Origin of the sequence: Chryseobacterium lathyri (assembly GCF_030812195.1) — a bacterium.
GTDB classification, from domain to species: domain Bacteria; phylum Bacteroidota; class Bacteroidia; order Flavobacteriales; family Weeksellaceae; genus Chryseobacterium; species Chryseobacterium lathyri_A.
Window position 1 is genome coordinate 285613 of sequence record NZ_JAUSSF010000001.1, and the last position, 22477, is coordinate 308089.

At 36.0% G+C, this 22477-nt stretch carries 17 protein-coding genes and 1 tRNA gene; 14 read left to right on the top strand and 4 right to left on the bottom strand.

Translation table 11 applies throughout. The features are described 5' to 3' along the window. The first annotated feature begins 32 nt into the window (after positions 1-32). From J2T03_RS01320 to J2T03_RS01335, 4 genes are all read left to right on the top strand, one after another. Positions 33-233, top strand: coding sequence for a hypothetical protein (locus tag J2T03_RS01320; RefSeq protein ID WP_307209017.1), 201 nt, complete (start codon positions 33-35; stop codon positions 231-233). Between the two features lie 59 nt (positions 234-292). After that, positions 293-1639, top strand: coding sequence for a hypothetical protein (locus J2T03_RS01325; protein WP_307209019.1), 1347 nt, complete (start codon positions 293-295; stop codon positions 1637-1639). A 367-nt stretch (positions 1640-2006) separates the two neighbouring features. Then, positions 2007-2447, top strand: a complete 441-nt coding sequence (locus J2T03_RS01330; RefSeq protein ID WP_307209020.1) for a transposase — start codon at positions 2007-2009, stop codon at positions 2445-2447. A 47-nt stretch (positions 2448-2494) separates the two neighbouring features. Further along, positions 2495-2920 carry a helix-turn-helix domain-containing protein gene (locus J2T03_RS01335; RefSeq protein WP_307209021.1) on the top strand — a complete coding sequence of 142 codons (426 nt, stop codon included), beginning with the start codon at positions 2495-2497 and terminating at the stop codon, positions 2918-2920. A 166-nt stretch (positions 2921-3086) separates the two neighbouring features. Here the strand turns inward: J2T03_RS01335 and J2T03_RS01340 are convergent, their stop codons facing one another. Next, entirely contained in the window at positions 3087-3362 is a 276-nt protein-coding gene (locus J2T03_RS01340) for a hypothetical protein (protein WP_307209023.1), read from the bottom strand. Positions 3363-3516: 154 nt separating this feature from the next. On the opposite strand from J2T03_RS01340, the gene J2T03_RS01345 reads away from it, so the two are divergent. Continuing rightward, positions 3517-4008 (top strand): helix-turn-helix transcriptional regulator, encoded by a 492-nt coding sequence (locus tag J2T03_RS01345; RefSeq protein ID WP_307209024.1) that lies wholly within the window; start codon positions 3517-3519, stop codon positions 4006-4008. Positions 4009-4334: 326 nt separating this feature from the next. On the opposite strand, the gene J2T03_RS01350 is transcribed toward J2T03_RS01345, so the two are convergent. Continuing rightward, positions 4335-5087, bottom strand: a complete 753-nt coding sequence (locus J2T03_RS01350) for an NUDIX hydrolase (RefSeq protein WP_306845953.1) — start codon at positions 5085-5087, stop codon at positions 4335-4337. A 443-nt stretch (positions 5088-5530) separates the two neighbouring features. Between J2T03_RS01350 and J2T03_RS01355 the strand changes: the two genes are divergently transcribed. The 7 genes from J2T03_RS01355 to J2T03_RS01385 all read left to right on the top strand — a co-directional run bounded on the left by J2T03_RS01355 (position 5531) and on the right by J2T03_RS01385 (position 17689). Beyond that, complete coding sequence (locus J2T03_RS01355) at positions 5531-7798, top strand: TonB-dependent receptor (protein ID WP_307209025.1); 2268 nt, start codon at positions 5531-5533, stop codon at positions 7796-7798. 9 nt (positions 7799-7807) lie between these two features. Continuing rightward, the gene (locus J2T03_RS01360; protein WP_307209027.1) at positions 7808-10099 is read left to right on the top strand and encodes a glycoside hydrolase family 3 protein; all 2292 of its coding nucleotides are present in this window, start codon (positions 7808-7810) and stop codon (positions 10097-10099) included. Between the two features lie 108 nt (positions 10100-10207). Beyond that, positions 10208-11296: a formylglycine-generating enzyme family protein gene (locus tag J2T03_RS01365; RefSeq protein WP_306845947.1), complete on the top strand. Its 1089-nt coding sequence runs from the start codon at positions 10208-10210 to the stop codon at positions 11294-11296. A gap of 24 nt (positions 11297-11320) precedes the next feature. Then, positions 11321-12991, top strand: coding sequence for a sulfatase family protein (locus J2T03_RS01370; protein WP_307209028.1), 1671 nt, complete (start codon positions 11321-11323; stop codon positions 12989-12991). 139 nt (positions 12992-13130) lie between these two features. Continuing rightward, positions 13131-14009, top strand: a complete 879-nt coding sequence (locus J2T03_RS01375) for an alpha/beta hydrolase (protein ID WP_307209029.1) — start codon at positions 13131-13133, stop codon at positions 14007-14009. 181 nt (positions 14010-14190) lie between these two features. Beyond that, positions 14191-15216 carry a nucleoside hydrolase gene (locus J2T03_RS01380; RefSeq protein WP_307209030.1) on the top strand — a complete coding sequence of 342 codons (1026 nt, stop codon included), beginning with the start codon at positions 14191-14193 and terminating at the stop codon, positions 15214-15216. A gap of 13 nt (positions 15217-15229) precedes the next feature. After that, positions 15230-17689, top strand: coding sequence for a glycoside hydrolase family 3 C-terminal domain-containing protein (locus tag J2T03_RS01385; RefSeq protein ID WP_307209032.1), 2460 nt, complete (start codon positions 15230-15232; stop codon positions 17687-17689). 764 nt (positions 17690-18453) lie between these two features. Here J2T03_RS01385 and J2T03_RS01390 read toward each other — a convergent pair. Both J2T03_RS01390 and J2T03_RS01395 read right to left on the bottom strand, forming a co-directional pair. Then, a tRNA-Arg gene (locus tag J2T03_RS01390) sits at positions 18454-18525 on the bottom strand. 287 nt (positions 18526-18812) lie between these two features. Beyond that, positions 18813-19100 carry a hypothetical protein gene (locus J2T03_RS01395; protein ID WP_307209034.1) on the bottom strand — a complete coding sequence of 96 codons (288 nt, stop codon included), beginning with the start codon at positions 19098-19100 and terminating at the stop codon, positions 18813-18815. A gap of 336 nt (positions 19101-19436) precedes the next feature. Between J2T03_RS01395 and J2T03_RS01400 the strand changes: the two genes are divergently transcribed. Together J2T03_RS01400 and J2T03_RS01405 are read left to right on the top strand one after the other, a co-directional pair. Continuing rightward, positions 19437-19886, top strand: coding sequence for an Hsp20/alpha crystallin family protein (locus J2T03_RS01400; protein WP_306843124.1), 450 nt, complete (start codon positions 19437-19439; stop codon positions 19884-19886). Between the two features lie 354 nt (positions 19887-20240). Next, the gene (locus J2T03_RS01405) at positions 20241-22160 is read left to right on the top strand and encodes a UDP-N-acetylglucosamine 4,6-dehydratase family protein (RefSeq protein ID WP_373426873.1); all 1920 of its coding nucleotides are present in this window, start codon (positions 20241-20243) and stop codon (positions 22158-22160) included. The last annotated feature ends 317 nt before the right edge of the window (positions 22161-22477 follow it).

Consider the following 22477-nt stretch of genomic DNA (forward strand, 5'->3'; position numbering starts at 1 on the left):
TGAAATTGTATTTAAAGGCAAGTGTTAAGAGAATGAAAATAACATCAAGTATACTTTTTTTGTTATTTTCTATTTATGATGCAGATGAGCCATTATTTGCAGGAAAAGATTCTAGGCTTAAAATAAAAAATAGTAAAACATATTCCAAAGCTATTTTATTTGAAAAGAAATATTCTCTAGGAATACAGATCCGTGCACCTCCTCCTATCATTCAAAACACAATTAAATTATAACAACTCTGGTAAAGGAGCAACTAGTAAGCTCTTTTACCTTTATTTAAAATTATTAAACAATGAGAAATAAAATTTATTTAATCTTGACATTGATGAGCGTTTCATTAATCTTTGGACAGGTAGGTATCAACACAGAAAATCCACAGGGTATTTTCAACATAGATGGTGGCAAAAATAATGCTGTTACAGGAACTCCCACTGCAACACAGCTAAAGGATGATTTTATCATAACCAGCAAAGGAAGTGCCGGCATTGGTACGTTGCCAGATAGTTATGCCGCGCTGGATGTCAAATCTGCCAACCAAGGGATTTTGGCACCAAGAATTAATTTAACCTCTGTTAATTTAGATCTGAATGCAGATGGAGATAACAGCATTGCCAATCAGCCAAAAGGATTATTGGTATATAATACTGCGGATTCTCCAACTTCCCTTACAGAAGGATATTACTTTTGGAATGGTATGGAATGGAGAAGAATTGATAATAAATCCTCTGCAGCACCTAAAGTAACTTTACAGTGCGGACAAGCATATCTTGAACCGGCACAATCAATAACAGGCGGTGTTTCTGTTTTGCCAGGGACCATTCTGAAAATTCCGTATGTTGCCGGTAACGGAGGAGGCTATAATGGAGTGGTGTTAAGTTCTGTAGGAAATCAAGCCCTGACAGCAACTCTTAGTGGTGGAACACTTGCAGAAGGATCAGGTTCTTTGATTTTAAATATCAGTGGTACGCCAACTGCTGCGCAACAGGCTCCTGGTGGAATATCATTTGACCTGACACCTTTTTATACGGCAAATCCATCCATTATCAATTCTTGCTCTAGTGTTACAGTAGGCAAAGAAGTTAGAGCTGATATCCAGACAATCGCAACAATGGATTTCCTCAAATATGTTGTAGACCCAAATACGAATACCCGAGGATTTCAGGTAGCTCTTACTACACCTGATGGGCTATATAGTATAAGGGTATTTCTGAGGCATGATAACCAAACCTCAGGAACAGCAGCCAATAACAACAATCAGGTGCAAAATGCAGATGTACAAATAAAAAATAATACACCAGTAAACAAAACTTTGATGTATAACCACCTTGGAGGGTATGGAGGAGGAACTACAAACAGCTCCGGTAATTCGGTTTTGCTTCCATCAAACCAATGGGGAGGAACAACTGATAATACATGGCATCAAGCCACACCTTCAACTAGAGGAAATTGGGCAGACCCGGGTATTTATCAAGGAGCTAACAGCGGTCCTGAATTTAGATATTACAGTTGGATAGAGCAAGGGACCACAAAAACCGCTTATCTTGTAACAGTAATGGCAGGAGCCAATAGCGGACCATTCGGAACTCTTCCTAGTGATATGAAGGTCTACATCAAAATAGAACAGATCACAGCACCTTAGATCTTTTATCCGGCAGATGCTGTCTGCCGGTTTAAATATAATTTCAACCCGCATAGATTTAAAAATCTATATGATTCTAAAAACACAAACAAATGATTTATTAAGGAGCTAATAGCAGGCCTGAGTTTAGATATTACAGTTGAGAAGAGTAAGGGACCACAAAAACCGCTTATCTCGTAACAGTAATGACAGGTAGCTATTAGTGGACCATTCGGAACTCTTCCCGGTAATATGAAGGTCCACATCAAAATAGAACAGATTACAGCACCTTAAACCTTTTATCCGGCAGATAACATCTGCCGGTTTAAAAATATAATTTCGACACGCGTAGATTTAAAAATTTATAGGATTCTAAAAACACAAACAAATGAATTTTAAAGACATTCAAATAGGACCTTTGATTGAAAAAGAAGTTACTGCCCGGGGGATAGAAATATCCCGTATCTGTAATTTTATGAAATGTTCAGAAAAAGAGATAAAAGAAATGTATAAAATGAAAAGTATGGATACAGAAATTCTGTTGAAATGGAGCAAATTATTAAAATATGACCTTTTTAGGCTATACTCGCAGCATTTGATTTTATATGCTCCTACGATACCAGATAAAAACACAGAAAACAATAAATACAAAAAAATAACGCTTCCTGAGTTTCGCAAAAGCATTTATACAAAAGAAGTTATTGATTTCATTCTGACACAGATACAATCAGGAGAAATGACAAAATTTCAAGTGATAGAACGATATAGGATTCCAAAAACTACTTTGTTTAAATGGATAAGTAAGTATAACAATAATAAAAATAAATAATATTTTTCTGAAATATCACGAAAAGAACAAAGCTTTTCAGAAAAATTTTGATTTTTATCCTACCGATTTCCAGCTCAATTTTTTTAAGAGCTATTGGATTAGAATGGTTTAATTACTGTATTTATAAAAATGTATATAAACAAAACAAAATGGAAAAATTACTCCCCGATTATAAGACAATCTATAGCGATATAATTATAAAAAAGTTTCCCCAAAAAAAATATTGTTTACAATTATTACAGAAAAAAAGCTTATCTGTTGTTGATATTATGGAACTTAATGGAAAAATTTTTGGTATTCCAGATAAAGAAACTTTTATAGCCAATCAGAAGCACCGCTCTTATAACAAAACAGATATATTTGAAATACTTAATTATCAGAAGGAAAATAAACTAAACAATAATCAGCTTGCCATCAAATTTAAACTGAGCCGGAATACAGTAACAAAATGGAAAAAATATTTCGCAGTATAAAATTGTGTTTTTTCTTAATATTCTGAAAAAAAATGGGCCATATTTTAAAATGTCTAGGAGTAGAATTTATAGTATTTAACAGAAAATTAATTAAAAAAATAAAGTTTATTAATTAATAAGTATTATCTTATAAATTAATTAAAAATATGCTACATCGAATTTGGAATTATATTTTGAATCTGGATATTGATCCCAATACAGATAAGATAGAACGTCTTAATGCGCAAAGATTAAATTTATTTTCATTTTTTATTGGGATCGTATTAATTTTCATTGGATTCAAAGATTTGATTTTTGGATTAACAATATATTCTTGGTTTTTGGGGGTATTAGGATTATTTTTTCTTTTTCTCTTCTTTTTTACAAAGGCACGCCGAAGTGTTATAGCATGGGTTATTATAATAGAATTTGCTATGCTTTTGGTTTTCTTTTTCTCATCCATATCAGGTTTTGAAAACGGTTTATCATTCTATTATTTTTTGCTTATTATTATTTCGCCATTTGTCTTTTATTCAAGAAAAACGCTAAAATATATTTTCTGTGTTTTTGTTACGGGCCTTGTTCTTTTTCTTATAAGTCATTATAATGGCTTCAAGATGTTTTCTATTGATGAAGGAACCTTAAAGTTTCCAGAAAATCAGAGGCTTATTACTTTTATAGTAGTTTTGACTTGCTTTGCTGTTGTAGGATATTATATCCTGTTAAACCACTTTACGGTTTTGGAATTATACCAAAAAGTTCTTCGCGGCGAAAAAATAATTAACAATCTGCGTGCAAAGCTCAACAGAAAAGACGATATGGATTTGGAGAATCTGGTAAAACTCGCGATGAATGATGACATCGCTTTTATACCTAAAATAAAATCTTCATTTCCAGAATTATATGATAATCTCCAGCAAATTAATCCTGAGATTACATCTGAGGAGTTCAAACTATGTGCGCTTCTGAAGTTAGGTTTTACTACAAAAGATATCGCAGAATATAATCATATTGCTGTGAGGACGGTGCAGACGAGGAAAAGCAGATTGAGGAAATCCTTTGCCGTACCTGCAGAAACAGATCTTTACAAATGGATAGATACTTTATAGCCTGTAAATAGATTAATTAATAGCTAAGATCTAATCCTAAATAACTAGCATCGTTTAACGAAAGTTACGGAGATCATGTAGATAGTTTAAAACGTCTGTCATTTGTCCGTATCTGTTAAAGAATAGTAAGATTATTTTTTCCTGAGAAAGTAATAGCCGATGAAATTTCTGAATATGTTACCGGAATTTATAAAGAAATACTTTCGTATATAGTATTGGTAACCAAACCACCAAATTTGCTACAAAATGTCATGAAAGAGGATCATATATAAATTACTGTTGATGTACAAGATCTGTGTTGGCGGTGTACCTTATAAAAAAAACTATCACCAACTAATCAGTCCGTTCTCTAAAGCTTTATTATAAATTTCCTTATTAAAAGAATAGAGGTCTGGGGATTTATGTGCGCCACCTTTTCTCTGCTCATCCAACTTTTCTAATATACCGAGTTTCTTGATTTTTCTATAAAAATTACCTCTGTTAAGGTCTTTTCCCAAAATTGCTTCATATAATTTCCGAAGCTCAGAAAGTGTAAATTTTTCGGGTAAAAGATTAAGACCAATTGGTTTAATGGATATTTTTTCTCTCAGCGTTAATAATGCTTTTTCAACGATTTCTTTATGATCCATTGCCATTTCAATATGGGAAAGCTCACTTAGATAGATCCATTCGCAACTCTCGCTATATTCGTCAACGGTCAAATCGATCTTCGAAGGATTATATAAGGCATAGTAGCCGATTGTGATAAATCGCTGCTTGTAAAATAAGGTCTCATCAAAGTCTTCAAAATAATCTTCACTTCTATTCTTTTTACCGAAAACGCCAAATTCCTCAAGATAAGAGACTGCGTTCACACCAGCTCTCTCTTTTAGAATTCTTACCACAGCATCATCCAGATCTTCATCTTTTTTCACATAGCCACCCGGCAGAAACCATTGATGTCTGTAGCTCATCTTTAATAATAAAACCTTCAGTTGATTTTGATCGAATCCGAAGATGACGGGATCGGCGGAAAGATTAGGGAGAAATATCTCTTTCGCTTCGTTCGACCTTTGTAAAATTAATTCTTTGGAGTCCATTTTCATTTCCTGTTGTCAATGTTACAAAAATATTAATAAAAAAAGTAAGAAAAACAAAATATAAAGGATTGGATCTTTTTTTTAGGGAAAGTTTGACAATAAAAATTCATTGATTCACGCTGAAACAATGAATTTTTATTTAAATTCTGTATATCAATTATTTGATAATCAATGATTTAAATTCAATGTTAATTTTTATTAATTTTTATTTGTTCAATTAGAAGAAAGAATGTACTATTGTAATGATTCCAAATGAATCAATGAGTTTTGCAGTGATTTACATGTCAAAATTCAAATTAATTTGGAATATACAAATCGGATTTCACCAATAATAATAACAGAATTGTCTTAAGGGAAAAGTGAATGTCGTTTGGAGTTTTAATGAAAAGAACTTATTAAAGGAATGCTGTAAAAACTAAATAAATTAAAATATATAACTTGAAATGAGAAAATCTTTAATTAAAATTTCAGCTCTAGGCTTAATGCTTTCCTTTGCATCAGTTTACGGGCAGGAAAAAACTGATACGCTCGCAGTGAAAACCGCTGTGAACGCGGCTACAAAAAATGAAGAAGGCGTAAAAACGGTTACCACATCTTCAAAAGAAGACAACAACAGAAACGTAATGTTGAACGCAGCCAACAACACGAGTCCCAGAGACGTGAACATCGGTTTGCCGTCAACCGTTGGTGGAATTACCATTCTCGAAAATGACCTTCCTGTAGTATTTTTTTTCTGGCCGGAACTTCCCAACAAAACCTGGAGACAAAGTTTGGGTCTGGAGAAAACTGGACTTCTGAAAATGGATCAGCTTGCAAATACAATGGGCGACCTTGGTTTTGCAGTGAATTCTTATTCTCAAACCGGAACTAAAGATTTTAAACTAAAAGGAAAATTCACGACCAGTACATTTGGTTGGTTGCAAGGTGATGTAAACGCTTCGGGACCAATTTCTAAAAATGGCTGGACGTACACAGTTGGTGCTTTTGCGAACTTCGACCCGAGTACTTTCAAATTGGGTTTTGCCAGAAATGTAGATGAAACTAAAATTTTCAGAGCAGGTGTTACCAAATATTTTAATGATGATAAAGGTAAAATCTCAATCTTATACAAATATGCAGATTCTTACAATGTAGGAAATTATGCGGTTTTCCAGTATGGAGAAAACGGAAAAGTGACAGAGCTTGACAATTTCAGAATCGGCAGAGATTCTTATGTGGTAAGAGACGGACAAATTAAAATGAAAGACATTCTTTCAGGAGAAACCTATTGGGCAAATATGGATGGAAACGATAATAGAAGTACGTCTCACAACATTGATATCTTCGGTAATTACTTACTAGACAATGGCTGGAATTTCAAATTTTCAACACGGGCTCACTTTGCAACCGTAAAACTATCCAATATTATCCCGTTAAGTATTTTCAATGCTGATACAGCTTCGGGTTATACGATTGCTTCAACAGGTCAGGCTTACACGGGAGCGGTTGGAACCCAGCTGGCAATGCACACGCCAAAAACTCCAATTACCAACATTGCAGGACGTTTTTCATTGAACAAACAATTGGGAAATCATAATGTGACGTTTGGTGTTTTAGAACAATATTACAACATTGATAAATTTACTTCCAACAGGTCATTCTTCTTCCAGACTGTCGAGCCACAACCTCAAAGATTGATCGGACCGGCGACTGATGCAGACGACTTCTATAATTACAATGCAGGAGGAGAATTCCACAGCGGAACAGAAAATAAACTTTCAGTTTACGGAACAGATGAGTGGAAAGTTTCAGATAACTTCAACTTGAGCTACGGTTTACATCTGAAAAATCACATCATTGACGGAGAATATTCTCTGACTCCAAGAACAGTAGGTTTCAGCTTCACAGACCCGGGCCAGTTTAATCAAATCAATCAAAGCTTTTTCCAGATTGGCGGTAGTTTGAATGCTACTTACAACATCAGCAAAAACTTCGGAGTTATCGCCAACTTGCTTTATACCGAGGAAAACAGACGACTGGAAAGTTATTCTCAAGCTTTTGAACCAAATACTAACAAGATTAAAAGTCCACTGGGAGCGTTGGGCGTTTTCTGGAACACAGATTATATTCAGTTGATCTCTCAGGCAACGTATTTGAAAAAAAATAATAACCTAAACAGATATAACTTAGTAAATCCTGCAAATACAACTCAGGCTCAAAACGTTACAGTTTATTATGATATTCAAACCATTGGATGGACAACCGATTTTGTGGTAAAACCTTTCAAAGGGTTTAATCTTCATTATTTAATTACTTTCCAAAATCCCGTTTACAAGAAATTCAATTTCAATGCTTTCGGAAAGGATTATGACTACAATGATAACAATGTTTTAGGAGTTGCTAAAGTGTTGATGGAAATCGACCCAAGTTATAGTATTGACAAATGGAGATTCTGGGCGAGTTTCAGATATTTCTCCAAGCAGTATGCGAATCTTACCAACGCTTTGTACTTCGCACCAAGATGGGAAACTTTCGGTGGGGTAAGTTATACGGTTAATAAAAACATCAACCTTGGCGCAACGGTTATCAACTTCTTAAATCAAAGAGGAGCGAGCGGAACCATCAACGGTGCTGAACTGATTACCGATGCAAGTCCTTACTATGGAAAATTGTTGACGGGAACTTACATTATGCCTTTGACAGGTCAGTTTTCTGTAAGCTTTAATTTTTAAGATTTAAAAATGAAAAAATCAGTATTCAATATAGCCGCTTTATTTTTGGGCATCACAACATTTTCTCAAAATATCCAAACCGTCACCAATGCCAAAGGTCCTGTTTTGGGGTATTCTGCAGATTCTGGCGTGAAAATCCTGACAATTGCAGGAAATAAATTTAAAGATTTAAGTAAAAACGGAAAGCTCGATAAATACGAAGACTGGAGACTTTCTGTGGACGAAAGAGCAAAAGATTTAGCTTCAAAAATGTCGGTTGAGCAGATTGCAGGATTGATGTTGTACAGTGGTCACCAATCAGTTCCAGCTCCTGCAGATGGTTTCAGAGCTGGAAAGTACAACGGAATGTTCTACAAGGAAAGCGGTGCCAAAGCTTTTGATTTAACAGACCAGCAAAAGAAATTTTTAAAAGAAGATAACCTTCGTCATGTCTTAGTAACAACGGTAGAATCTCCGGAAATAGCGGCAAAATGGAGTAATAATATTCAAGCTTACATCGAAGGTTTAGGATTGGGAATTCCTGCTAACAACAGTACAGATCCGAGACATTCGGCAACTGTAACTGCAGAATTTAATGAAGGAGCCGGAGGACAAATATCTCTTTGGCCGGATGGTTTGGCAATGGGAGCAACTTTCGATCCGGAATTGGTTAAAAAATTCGGAAACATCGCCGCTCAGGAATACAGAGCGTTGGGAATTTCAACCGCTTTATCTCCGCAAATCGATTTGGGGACAGAACCCCGTTGGTACAGAATCGCTTACGTTTTCAGCGAAAGCCCAGAACTCACGGCAGATATGGCAAGAGGTTACATCGACGGTTTCCAAACCACTATTGGAACTAAAAACGGTTGGGGAAACAAAAGCGTAAATGCAATGGTAAAACATTGGCCGGGAGGCGGACCTGAAGAAGGCGGTCGCGACGGTCATTGGGCGATGGGGAAATATGCCGTTTATCCGGGAAATAATTTTCAGAATCACGTAAAACCTTTTACTGAAGGTGCTTTTAAGTTAAATGGCGGAACCAAAGAAGCTTCTGCGGTAATGCCTTATTATACCATCAGCTTCAATCAGGACACGAAAAACGGCGAAAACGTTGGAAATGGCTACAGTAAATATTTAATCACCGATTTACTTCGTGGAAAATACAAATACGACGGCGTAGTCTGTACCGATTGGTTAATCACCGCAGACGAACCAAAATCTCCGGGAGGATTTGCCGGAAAACCTTGGGGAGCAGAAAAATTATCCATTGCAGAACGTCATTACAAAGTTTTGGAAGCTGGCGTTGACCAGTTCGGAGGAAACAACGACAAAGCTCCTGTTTTAGAAGCCTATCAAATGGGTGTAAAAGAACACGGCGAAAAAGCCTATCGTGCAAAATTTGAGCAGTCAGCGGTTCGTTTATTGAGAAATTTCTTCAGAACCGGATTGTTTGAAAACCCTTACGTTAACATTGAAGAAACCAAGAAAATTGTTGGTAACCCGGAATTTATGAAAGCAGGTTACGAAGCTCAGGTAAAATCCATCGTGATGTTGAAAAACAAAGCCAATATTCTTCCGATTAAAGAAAGAAAAACGGCTTACATTCCAAAGAGGTATTCTCCGGCAACCTTCAACTGGTGGGGAATTTATACCGGACCATCTTTGGAATACCCTGTTGATATCGAAAAAGTAAAGAAGCATTTTAATGTAACAGATGACCCTGCAAAAGCTGATTTCGCATTGGTTTTCGTGAAAAGCCCGCATAGTGAAGAAGGCGGTTACAGTGACATTGATGCTAAAGAAGGCGGAAACGGTTATGTGCCGATTTCTCTTCAATATCAGACGTACACGGCAACAGAAGCCCGTGAAAAAAGTATTGCCGCAGGAGACCCGGTTGTTGCACCAAACGTACACGACAGAACATTCAAAAACAAAACTTCTACAGCGACCAACTTCACTGATTTGTTAGCCATAGAAAACGCTTACAAAGCAATGAACGGAAAGCCGGTAATTGTTTCTATCACAGCTTCCAAGCCGATGATCTTTAATGAATTTGAAAAACACGCCGATGCAATTCTGATGAATTTCAATGTATCCAATCAGGCAGTTGTGGATATTGTGACCGGAAAATATGAGCCTTCAGGATTGCTTCCGCTTCAGATGCCTGCGAATATGACGACGGTTGAAAAGCAGAAAGAAGACGTTCCTTACGATATGGAAACCCACAAAGACTCCGAAGGTCACAACTACGATTTCGGATACGGAATGAACTGGTCTGGTGTGATTAAAGATGCCAGAACAGAGCAATATAAAAAGTAATTGATTAGATCCTGAGTCTGTAGTTTACAGGCTCAGAATTTTATTTTTGATTTAAATCAATACCGATTTTTATTTAATCATTTTAATGTTAAAGAAAAAACGATAAGGATGAGAAAAGTGTTTTTTACGGTAGTTTTACTAACTGTCTTTTTTAGCAAAGGAGGTGCTCAGGAACTTTCTTGTCATCCTGTGGCAAAACGCTTCCAAACAACAACTTTACAGAATTCTTCTATTTCTGAAAATAGGACACTGGACGGAATGATTTTGATTAAAGGAGGAATATTTTTGATGGGTGCATCTGATAACCGAGGCAGAAAAGATGAATATCCACAGCATAAAGTAAGAGTTAACAGCTTTTATATTGATGAAACGGAGGTTACTAATGGGCAGTTTTCAAAATTTATAGAAAAAACAGGCTACATTACAACTGCAGAAAGAGTTCCGGATTGGAATGAGCTGAAAAAACAACTTCCCAAAGGAACTCCGAAACCGGCAGACAGTCTTCTTACGGCCTCATCCCTTGTCTTCAAACAATCATCAAAGCCCGTATCTCTCAATAATCCCGGACTTTGGTGGGAATGGAGAAAGGGAGCCGATTGGAGACATCCTGAAGGCGCAGGAAGCAATCTGGATGGTAAAGAAAATTTCCCGGTAGTACATATCACTTGGGAAGACGCTAACGCTTATGCAAAATGGGCAGGTAAAAGATTGCCTACAGAAGCTGAATGGGAATATGCTGCAAGAGGAAGATTAAAAGATCAAACCTATCCGTGGGGAAATGAAGAACCCTATCAGGGTTTACCAAAAGCAAATACCTGGGATGGAAAATTTCCTTTTTTAAATACAGAAACCGATGGATTTAAAAGATCAGCACCCGTAAAATCATTTGCTCCAAATGCTTACGGACTTTATGATATGGCAGGAAATGTTTGGGAATGGTGCGCTGATAATTATGACCAGAAATACTATCAGAGCTTGGTAAACATCGTGTCGGAGAATCCCCAGGGATCTGTTAATAGCTATGATCCGCGAATGCCAAATACTGCTGTGAAAGTAGTAAGAGGAGGTTCTTTTATGTGTAATGAAATGTATTGCTCGGGATACAGAGTATCATCAAGAATGGCAGCTTCACCCGATACAAGTCTTGAAAACACAGGCTTTCGATGTGCTACCGACTATAGTGAAAATGAGGACTAATATTAATTTAATAAAAAAATAACAATGTATAAAAGAAAACTATTACTCTTAACATTAGTTGCGGCGTTCCAGATGTCTTACGCTCAGAAAAAACCGAACATCATCTACATTATGACCGATGATCATTCGTACCAAACTATCAGCGCATACGGAAGCAAAGTTTCAAAATTGGCTCCTACCCCCAATATAGACAGATTAGCAAAAGAAGGAATTTTATTCGAAAAAGCTTTTGTTGAAAATTCTTTGTGTACGCCAAGTCGGGCTGCTCTGATGACTGGTTTGTATAGCCATCAGAACGGACAAAAGCAATTGGCAGAAGGCATCGATTCCACAAAAGTTTTCTTTTCAGAATCACTTCACGATGTTGGGTATCAAACGGCAATTGTAGGGAAATGGCATATGTCGACCAGCCCAAAAGGTTTTGATTACTATAATATTTTGGATGATCAGGGAAAATATTACAACCCTACTTTCAAAAGTAAAATGACCAACGACAAATATGTTCAGGAAAAAGGATATGCGACAAAACTGATTACACAGCATTCTTTGGAATTTTTGAATAGCCGCGACAAAAACAAACCTTTTTTATTGATGGTTCATCACAAAGCACCGCACAGAAACTGGATGCCGGAACTGCAGTATTTAAATCTTTACGAAAATACAGAATTTCCCGTTCCCGAAAATTTCTGGGACGATTATGTAGGAAAAGGTGTTGCTGCAAAAAACCAGAAAATGACTATCTCTAAAGATTTGGAATTGGTTCAGGATCTGAAAGTAGGAGAGTTGAATGCAGAAGCAAAAACGCCTTATGATAAATTTTCTTTCATGGCTCTTTCAGGAGAATTAGACCGATTAACACCCGAAGAAAGAGTAGTTTGGGATAAATTTTACAAGCCAAGAAATGAAAAATTCCTCAAAGCCAAATTAACAGGTAAGGAATTGGTGCTTTGGAAGTATCAGAATTATATGAGAGACTACGAAAGAGTCGTAAAATCTGTAGATGATTCTGTAGGTGAAATTTTAGATTATTTAGATAAAAACCCGGAACTAAAAGAAAATACTATAGTTGTTTATACTTCAGATCAGGGGTTTTATATGGGAGAGCATAATTATTTTGACAAAAGATTTATGTATGAAGAATCTTTCAGAACACCATTATTGATGCGTTATCCGAAAGGGATCAAAGCTGGAACACAATCTCAGGCTTTAGTTCAGAATATTGATTTTGCACCTACTTTTATTTCAATGGCTGGTGCTGAAAAATCTCCTGAAATGCCAGGAAATACTTTAGAACCGTTATTCTCCGGTAAAGAACCAAAAGACTGGAGAAACAGTTTATATTATCATTATTACGATTATCCTGCGTTCCATTTGGTAAGAAAACACGATGGTGTAAGAACGGAGCGCTACAAGTTGATTCATTTCTATGGTGAAGGTGGACTCAGAGCCGTAAAAACAAAATTCCAAACGACTCCAGGATATAGAGAACACCGTGTATTGGAACTCCTTAAAAAAGTAGATTACATCCCTGAAGCACAGGATATTAATTATAATGAACTTTATGATCTGAAAAAAGATCCTAATGAAATGAACAATCTCTACGGTAAACCGGGTTATGAAAAAATTACGGCAGAATTACAGACAAGATTAGACCAGTACAGACAAGATTTGAACGTTACAAAAGATGAATATTAAAATATGATAAACGACGGAACAATTCATTCTCTGTCTGCTTTTTCAGCTTCTCATAAATCAACAAAGCTGAACTATTTGCTCTACATAAAACAAAATTAACAATAAGAAAAACTAGGCTTTTGCGTAATACATTATCAAAATGAAAAAATTAATCATAGCAAGTGCATTCCTTTTAGGATTAAGCACAATAAACGCTCAAAAATCAATACCATTATACAAAGGAAAAGCGCCGGGAACAGAAAACTGGACACAAAAAGAAGCTCAGCAATTCAACGAATTGTTCAAAACCGAAGTGGTTTTTAATGTAACGCAACCCTCAATGTTATTATTCGAAGCTGATAAAGCGAAAGCGAACGGAACAGTAATCGTTGTTGCCCCTGGTGGAGGTTTTCAAAGTTTATCCATTAATCGAGAAGGAATTGATGTTGCGAAAAAATTAGCCGAAAACGGAATCACAGCAGTCGTTTTAAAATACAGATTGCTGGAAACAAAATCCAACGACCCAGCCAAAGAAATGATGGAGGGCATTAAAGACAGAAAAGCATTTGATGCGAAAACTGCACCGATTAAAGTAATGGCAGGCGAAGATATTAAAACGGCAATCTCTTACATTAGGACCCATGCAAAAGAACTGAATATCAATCCTGAAAAATTAGGCGTAATAGGATTTTCTGCAGGTGCAAGCGTGATTTTGGAAAGCGTTCTTCACAGCAAAGATGCTTCAACGTTGCCCAATTTTGCGGCTTCTATTTATGGCGGACCAAGTCAGGAGATTTTAGATACTGAAATTCCAAAATCATCACTTCCAATGTTTATTTGCGCAGCAAGTGATGACCAATTGAAACTCGCTCCAAAATCAGTTTTATTATACAACAAATGGCTGGAATCAGGACAGCCAACCGAACTTCACATCTACGAAAAAGGTGGTCACGGTTTCGGAATGGGAAAACAAAATCTTCCTGTTGATAAATGGTCGGATGTCTATTTGGATTGGTTGAGATTCCACAAGTTCTTATAATATTTTGATTAAAGTCTCACGCAGATTGAGCAAATTTTGCAGATGATTGAATTAAAAATCTGCGAGAGATTCTAAACACCATTTTTAGGCAGCCCCGAAGAGACGATTTACCAAAGGATAGGATAAAATCCTATTAGAAAAATAATCAACGCTCTTTTGTGGTTAATTCAAAACCAAAACAATGAAATCAATTTTTAATATCGTTTCTTTTTTTGCGGCAGTGGCTTTGCCCGCACAGTCTGCCGTGATTTCAGAAATGGACAAATACGTAAAACCGCGCTATCGTGTCATCGTTGACAACGATTTCGGTGGCGACCCGGATGGAATATTTCAGCTCGTTCATCAAATCCTTTCGCCTTCCACAGAAATTAAAGGAATTATTGGTTCACATTTAAAACCAGGCGACCCATTTGATTCTTCTAAAGTTACCGCTGAAAATGCCGTGAAGAAAGTCAACGAAACGTTGGAAGTAATGAATCTTAAAAACAAATTTTCAGTTTTCCAAGGTTCAAATGACCAGTTGAAAGACTTGAAAACGCCAAACATTTCCGAAGGTGCAAAAGCAATTGTTGCAGAAGCAATGAAAGCGGATGAGAAAAATCCTTTGTTCGTGGTTTGTGGTGCAGGCCTGACGGAAGTTGCAAGTGCCTATTTAATGGAACCAAAAATCGCAGACAAAATTATTGTCGTTTGGATTGGCGGTCCGGAATATCCCGATTTGGCAACACCACCTCCGGGTTACACCTCTTTAGAATACAATCTCGGAATCGACATCAAAGCAGTGCAGGTTGTTTTTAATGAATCCAATTTAAATATCTGGCAAATTCCGAGAAACGCGTACCGACAGACCTTGATGTCTTACGCAGAACTCATCACCAAAGTAAAACCTGAAGGGAAAACCGGAGATTATCTGACCGAAAAGATTGAAGATTTAATGAAAAGAGTTCAGAAGTTCAATCTGAAAATAGGTGAAACTTACATTATGGGCGATAGTCCTTTGGTCTTGTTGACAGCTTTACAATCTTCATTTGAAGCTGACCCGTCTTCGAGTTCTTATGCCATTAAAAATACTCCGAAAATCAATGATAAAGGACTGTACGAATACAATCCGAAAGGTAGAAACATCAGAGTTTATACGCAACTCGACACTCGACTGATGTTCGAAGATTTCTATTCAAAATTAAAATTATTCAATACTAAAAAATAAATAATATCTACATATGAAAAAGAATATATCAACACTGATAGGACTTTCTCAGAAAGCAAAATACTCAGGATTATTTTTGGCTTTATTGGTTGCATCGCCGTTTGCGAATGCTCAGACTAAAAATGCAACGGTAACGGTTGATGGAAAAACATTTAGAGATTCCAACAAAAACGGAAAATTAGATATTTGGGAAGACACACGTCTTTCGGTTGATAAAAGAATTGACGCCATCATCAAGCAAATGACCAACGAAGAAAAAGTAAATCTTCTCATTGGAACCGGAATGCCCGGAATTGAAGTTCTGACAGGTCCTGTCGGAGATTCAAAACAAGGTCTGGTTCCCGGAGCTGCTGGTGGAACGGATTCTTTTGACCGTTTCGGAATTCCTGCGACGATTGTTGCGGATGGTCCTGCTGGTTTAAGAATTCAACCGACAAGAGAAAATGATTCTAAAACCTATTATGCAACGGCATTTCCGGTTGGAACAGCTTTGGCTTCAACCTGGAATAAATCATTGCTGGAGCAGGTTGGAAAAGCAATGGGAAATGAAGTGAAAGAATATGGGGTTGATGTACTTCTAGCGCCGGCTTTGAACATTCACAGAAATCCATTGAACGGAAGAAACTTTGAATATTATTCTGAAGACCCTTTAATATCTGGGAAAACTGCGGCTGCCATCGTTAACGGAATCCAGTCTCAGGGTGTGGGAACTTCCATCAAACATTTTGCTGTGAATAACGAAGAAACCAACCGTTTGACCATCAATGCACACGTTTCCGAAAGAGCGATGAGAGAATTGTATTTAAGAAACTTCGAAATAACCGTTAAAGAATCCCAGCCTTGGACAGTGATGTCGTCTTACAACAAAGTGAACGGCGTTTATACATCAGATTCTAAAGATTTACTGACGCAGGTTTTGAGAAACGAATGGGGTTTCAAAGGCATTGTAATGACCGACTGGTTCGGAGGATTTCCAGGTTTTGAATCGATTAGAAGCGGAGGAATTTCTGATGTTGTAAAACAGATGAACGCAGGAAATGACCTTTTGATGCCGGGAATTCCTGCTCAGAAAAAAGTATTGTTGGCAGCTTTAGAATCCGGGAAATTGTCTCAGGAAGTGGCAAATCTTAATGTAAAAAGAATCTTGGAATATGTTTTCAAAACACCAACTTTCGCTCAATATAAATACAGTGATAAACCAAATCTATCTGAACACGCAGAAGTGACGAGAAGTGCTGCAACAGAAGGAATGGTTTTGCTTAAAAATGAGAAGAATGCGTTGCCATTTGCCGATAAACAAAAAGAAGTTTCATTATTCGGAGTGACTTCTTACGCTTGGATTACAGGTGGAACGGGAAGCGGAAGTGTGAACAACAAACACACCGTTTCTCTTTTGGAAGGTCTGAATTCGGCTGGTTACAAATTAGACAAAGAATTAGTTGATTTATACAAACCTCACGCTGAAAAAGAAGCCGCAACAGAATTGGCCGAAAGAAAGAAAAAAGGAATTCTCGGACTTCCGGGTAGATTGTCTGAAATGAAAATGGACGATGCTTTCCTGGCTAAAAAAGCAGAAACTTCTGAAATTGCTTTTGTGACTTTGGGAAGAAACTCAGGTGAAGGTGGTGATAGAGTAGTGAATGAGGATTTCAATCTGGCAACAGAAGAGATCGAAATGCTGGATAAAATCTCCAAAGCTTTCCATGCAAAAGGGAAGAAAGTTGTTGTGATTCTGAACATTGGTGGTGTCATCGAAACCGCTTCGTGGAAAGATAAAGTGGATGCAATTCTTTTAGCTTGGCAACCGGGTCAGGAAGGCGGACATTCCGTAGCTGACGTGGTTTCCGGAAAAGTAAATCCTTCAGGAAAATTGACGATGACGTTCCCTGTGAATTATGCAGACCACGCTTCAGCAAAGAATTTTCCTGGCGTTCCTGCTGATAATCCGCAGGATGTGACATACGAAGAAGGTGTTTATGTGGGTTACCGTTATTTCAATACCTTCAATGTGAAGCCATCTTACGAATTCGGTTTTGGGAAGTCTTACACCGATTTTGCTTACAGTAATTTAAAATTGAATTCTAAAACTTTCAATAACAAGTTAGAAGTAACGGTTGAAGTGAGGAACACAGGAAAAGTTGCAGGAAAAGAAGTTGTAGAATTATATATTTCAGCTCCAGGTAAAAGTATCGACAAACCAAAATCTGAATTGAAAGCTTATGCTAAAACAAAAGACTTGAAACCGGGAGAATCTCAAATGATTACTTTGACTCTTAATCCGAAAGATCTGGCTTCTTTTGAAACTGCAAAATCAGCTTGGGTTGTAGAAGTCGGAAATTATAAAGTGTCTGTTGGAGCATCTTCATTGGACATCAAACAAACTGCAGAATTCTCAGTTCCTAAAGAATTGGTGGTTGAAAAAGTTCAGCATATTTTGCCTGCGGACACAAAATTTGAAGATTTGAAGCCTTAGATTTTAATTACAAATTTAATGACTCAAAACAAACAAGTAATTATCAACAAAAGAGGCTTTCTTTAGCCTCTTTTTAAATTTTATGTATATGATAAACTATGAAGTTCAGTCGAAAAGAAGCTATACTGTTCCTCCGATTACCATTTAAACGATAAAAATTCGGCGGCAATTTTTTTGTTTTTGTCTTTCCTGGCCAGGTTTCTTTTACTCTGAGCGGCTATAGTAAAAGCGTTGATGAGCAATGTGAGCATTAAGATCTTTTTTTTCCATTTTCTTATCGATAATTTAGTGTTAGACAAGCTATAACAAATCTTGAGAGTGATAATGTGTTCTGTTTACCGTTAGTGATAGTTCTTTCTGCTTGATGAGTATCTAAGTAAAATAGATAGTTCTTTTTTTTGGTTGCTGCAATTGTTTGATTTTCAACAGTATAAAAATTTTCTTTTCATTCAATTAGTGAACTTGGAAGGATTATCATGGAACCGTCTAATACAAGATTTAAATTGGATTTTGAATTTAAATATTTGATTATAAGTTGTTTGTGGAATTTTTTAAACAGTTCGAATCCTGTCGGGTTCATGTCAATAATAAAGAGTTTTAGCCTAAAAATCGTCTTAAAAAGATAAAATATTGGTTTTTTAAGAAAGGAATTATGTTTGGAAAACAAAGAAAAGGATGTAAAATACTTTAAATGCTTTGATTGATAAGTATTTATAAATAAAATGACACCATTTGGCCTAAATTGTCCTAATGGTGTCATAAAGTGACCGCAGAAGGATTCGAACCCTCACTGTCGGAGCCGAAATCCGAAGTTCTATCCATTAAACTATGCAGCCATGTCCATCAGCAGTGAATAACCTCAAAAAACTTATCACTCATGATTTCCAACTGCGAAAATACTGATTTTTTTACAATTTATGAAGTCTGTAAAAGTTTAATTCCAAAATCATCGCAAGATAAAATTATCCTTTTACAACAGGCATCAATTGAAGGAGTGACAAATAATTAAAGCTCAGTTATTTAAAAATAGAATGTCCTGCCAATTTAAAGTTAAAAATATAAAATTGTTGAAGCAATGTTTCACTTTAGTGAATAGATCACGAATACATAAAAGTTATTTGATTTATCTGCGGGGACGTGCACTGTCTGATACTGCTGCATTGATATTACCGGTGGCGTTACCTGTATTGTTATTGCTTGTTTTTCTGCCGCCTATATGAGTTTTTGTATTTATACTGTCCCGAGCTGCTGTACTGTTTTCGGAGATCCGGGGCGATGAGGCGGCTGTATCAGGATAGGCACTTTGTGTATTGACTGAATCAGCAGAACCGGTATTTGTATCTGTATTTTTTTGTTTACAGGCTAAAACAATGAAGCTTATAGCAATCATTGGTAAGAATAAATTTTTCATACGTTATTTTAATGGTGGTTAGTGTCTGTTGAATGCTTTAGTTACCCAAAATTAGATATTTACTCATTATTATGTCTATGAGTGAGATCATAATACATTAGCAGATAGAGTTGCTGGGATGATTACCAGCGGGAACAAAATAATAATGAAGACTTTCTAATCCTTCAGCTTAAAATAAAACAGGAATTTTTAAAAGGTAAAGTGAAATTTTGTCAGTTTTTGTGAAAAAAAAGCACATTTTCCAGCATGGTATTTTTTTTGATATTTTTCTAATATACAGCTGGCCAGCTAATTGTGTTATAAAATGATTGTTTAACTTAATTTAAAAGGATTATTATGAATCTTATTAAAAGAAACTCGAATGGATATTCAACCCTTCCCAGTCTTTTCGATGATTTTTTTAATCGTGAACTTTTTAACTGGGGAAATAACAATTATTCATCGACTAGTACAACGGTTCCTTCGGTTAATATCAGGGAAAACGAAGACGCTTATGAGGTGCAGATTGCCGCACCGGGTATGGACAAAAAAGATTTTGAGGTAAAACTTGATGGAAACCTTTTGACTATTTCATCCTCTAAGGAGGATAGCAGTGAAAGGGAGGAGAACAATTTTACCCGCAAGGAATTCAGCTATCAATCTTTCAAAAGAAGTCTGGAACTTCCAAAGGATGTTGTCGATCAGGATAATATCAATGCAAAGTATGAGAATGGGCTGCTTTTACTGACTATTCCTAAGAAAGAGGATGCCAAGCAGAAACCACCACGATTAATCGAAATATCCTAAGATAATTCCAATTGTCATGAAACTAAGAAAGAAGGCCTAAAAAGGGTCTTCTTTTTTTATTGATGCCTTGTTAATAATATATCGTTCAAATAAACATTCAGGAATTTTGTTTTTTTTAACATTATGAAATTTTAACATTTTAGTTTGAAATTTGAAAAATACTGTGTTGCAGTGAGATATGATTACTGTAGATTTTTCATGGCTAAAATAGGAGATAATTTCATTATATAATGTGTTAAATTAATATATAAGTCTAAAAAATATATCAATAATTAATTATATTTGTTCAAAATTAAAAACCACCAAATGTTGAATTAAATAAAAAAATATAATATTTTTAGGTTTATCTGTAGTATGGGGAATGTTTTTAAAATTAAAGAGTTAAGGTATGTGCCTAGGTGGTTAGTTTTTTTTATAGATGTTTCAATCGTCTCCTTTTCTGTTTTAACGATCTACCTTTTATTAAAAAAACTGCATGTTAAAATTTATTTTATTGAATATCTCAATGAAAAAATTTTAACGGTTATTGGAGTTAATGTTCTATTCATGCTCCTTTTTAAAACGTATGCAGGAATTATAAGATACTCTACTTTTTCTGATTTTTTTAAAATCCTGTGGTCTTCAGGTAGTACCTTTATAGTATTATTGGTACTGAATTTTACCTCAGATATAGTACTGGGTAAACCGCTCTATTTATATCCGGCTCTTTTTTTATTCTTTTTCATTTCCATTCTCCTGATGTTCTTTTTCAGGATGCTTACCAGTCAGCTTTTTAGCGTGGTTATGGACCGTAAGTATAAGGGAATTTCATCCAAAATAAGAATTGCTGTTGCAGGAGTGGAGAGTGAATCTGTGTCATTGGCTAATGCGATCATTCATAATCCGGGACATGCTTATCAGCTGGCTGGCTTTTTTAGTGCCAGGCAGGATTCCAAAAAAGCCATGCTGCTAGGCTATAAAATTTATAATAAAAAGGAACTCCTTAAAAGTGGTGATTTGACAAATCAATTTGACGCGGTTTTAATCAGAGGAATGATGGATAAGGCGGAAATGGAAGAATGGATGGCTCTTGCATTGGATAGGGGATTGAAAGTGCTGAAAGCGCCATGTCTCAATAAAATAAAAGAAGATGGTATTGTAGGGGGTATCAGTCCTCTTCAAATTGAAGATTTGTTGGACCGCAGTCCGATAAAAATAGAAAGTAAAGAGGTAAAAAGCCGTCATTTTAATAAAAGTATCCTGGTAACCGGAGGTGCCGGATCTATTGGAAGTGAAATTGTGAGACAGGTTGCTCAGTTGGATTCATCACTTATTGTGGTTGTGGATCAGGCCGAATCACCTTTACATGAGCTGAAGCTTGAATTGCTGGAAAGGTTTCCGGACCAAAATTTCAAATTTGTGCTGGCAGATATTTCAAACCACTACAGGCTTGAAAAATTATTTGAGGATTATCGTTTTTCAATAGTGTATCATGCAGCGGCCTATAAGCATGTTCCTTTGATAGAAGACAACCCTCATGAAGCTATTTTTGTAAATATCGGAGGCACCAGAAACTTAGCATTATTATCCAAACAATATAATGTCAGCCGTTTTGTGATGGTGTCTACTGATAAGGCTGTGAACCCAACCAATGTGATGGGGGCCTCTAAAAGAGCTGCCGAACTTTTTGTACAGTCTTTACAAAACTCTCCGGATAATACTACGAAATTTATTACCACCCGTTTTGGAAATGTATTGGGGTCTAATGGTTCTGTAATACCACATTTCAGAAAACAAATTGAAAAAGGAGGTCCGGTTACCATTACCCATCCTGATATCATCCGTTATTTTATGACCATTCCCGAAGCCTGCGAACTGGTACTCCAGGCAGGAACAATGGGGAAAGGAGGCGAAATTTATGTTTTTGATATGGGTAAACCTATCAAAATCCTGGATCTGGCAAAAAGAATGATAAAGTTGTCAGGGTATACACCGGATGTTGATATTAAAATTGATTTTATTGGTTTAAGGCCTGGCGAAAAGCTATATGAGGAGCTTTTAACGGATAATTCCACTACTATTCCTACCCATCATGAGAAAATAATGATATCAAGAGATCCATTGATGGAATTTGAGGATATAGAACTTTTATGTAAACAGATTATGCGGTCGGCTATAAAAAAAGAGAGTTTACAGGTCGTTAAAATTCTAAAGATAATAGTGCCGGAATTTATAAGTAATAATTCAGAATTTGAAATTTTAGATAAGACACCGGAACGTGAAGTCTATCAGTAACATAGTTGGAATTATGATATTGATAAGCAAAAAATAAACAAATATTTTTACTATTTTATTTCTAATCGGAATGAAAATTGCTACAAAATGAATTGACTTTTAAAATAAGATATTTTTATTTAAACCTATTTCATATATAAGTGAATTTATGTTTAATGTGAGAAATACACTTAATTCTAATTTTTGTTGTAAATATCTTTAATAAAATTGAGTATTAATCCGAATAGATTTAAATAACATATGAAGAAAACGATTATTACATATATAATACTGTTATCGGTTACTTTACTTTCCTGTAAACCCAAGCAAAACATGGT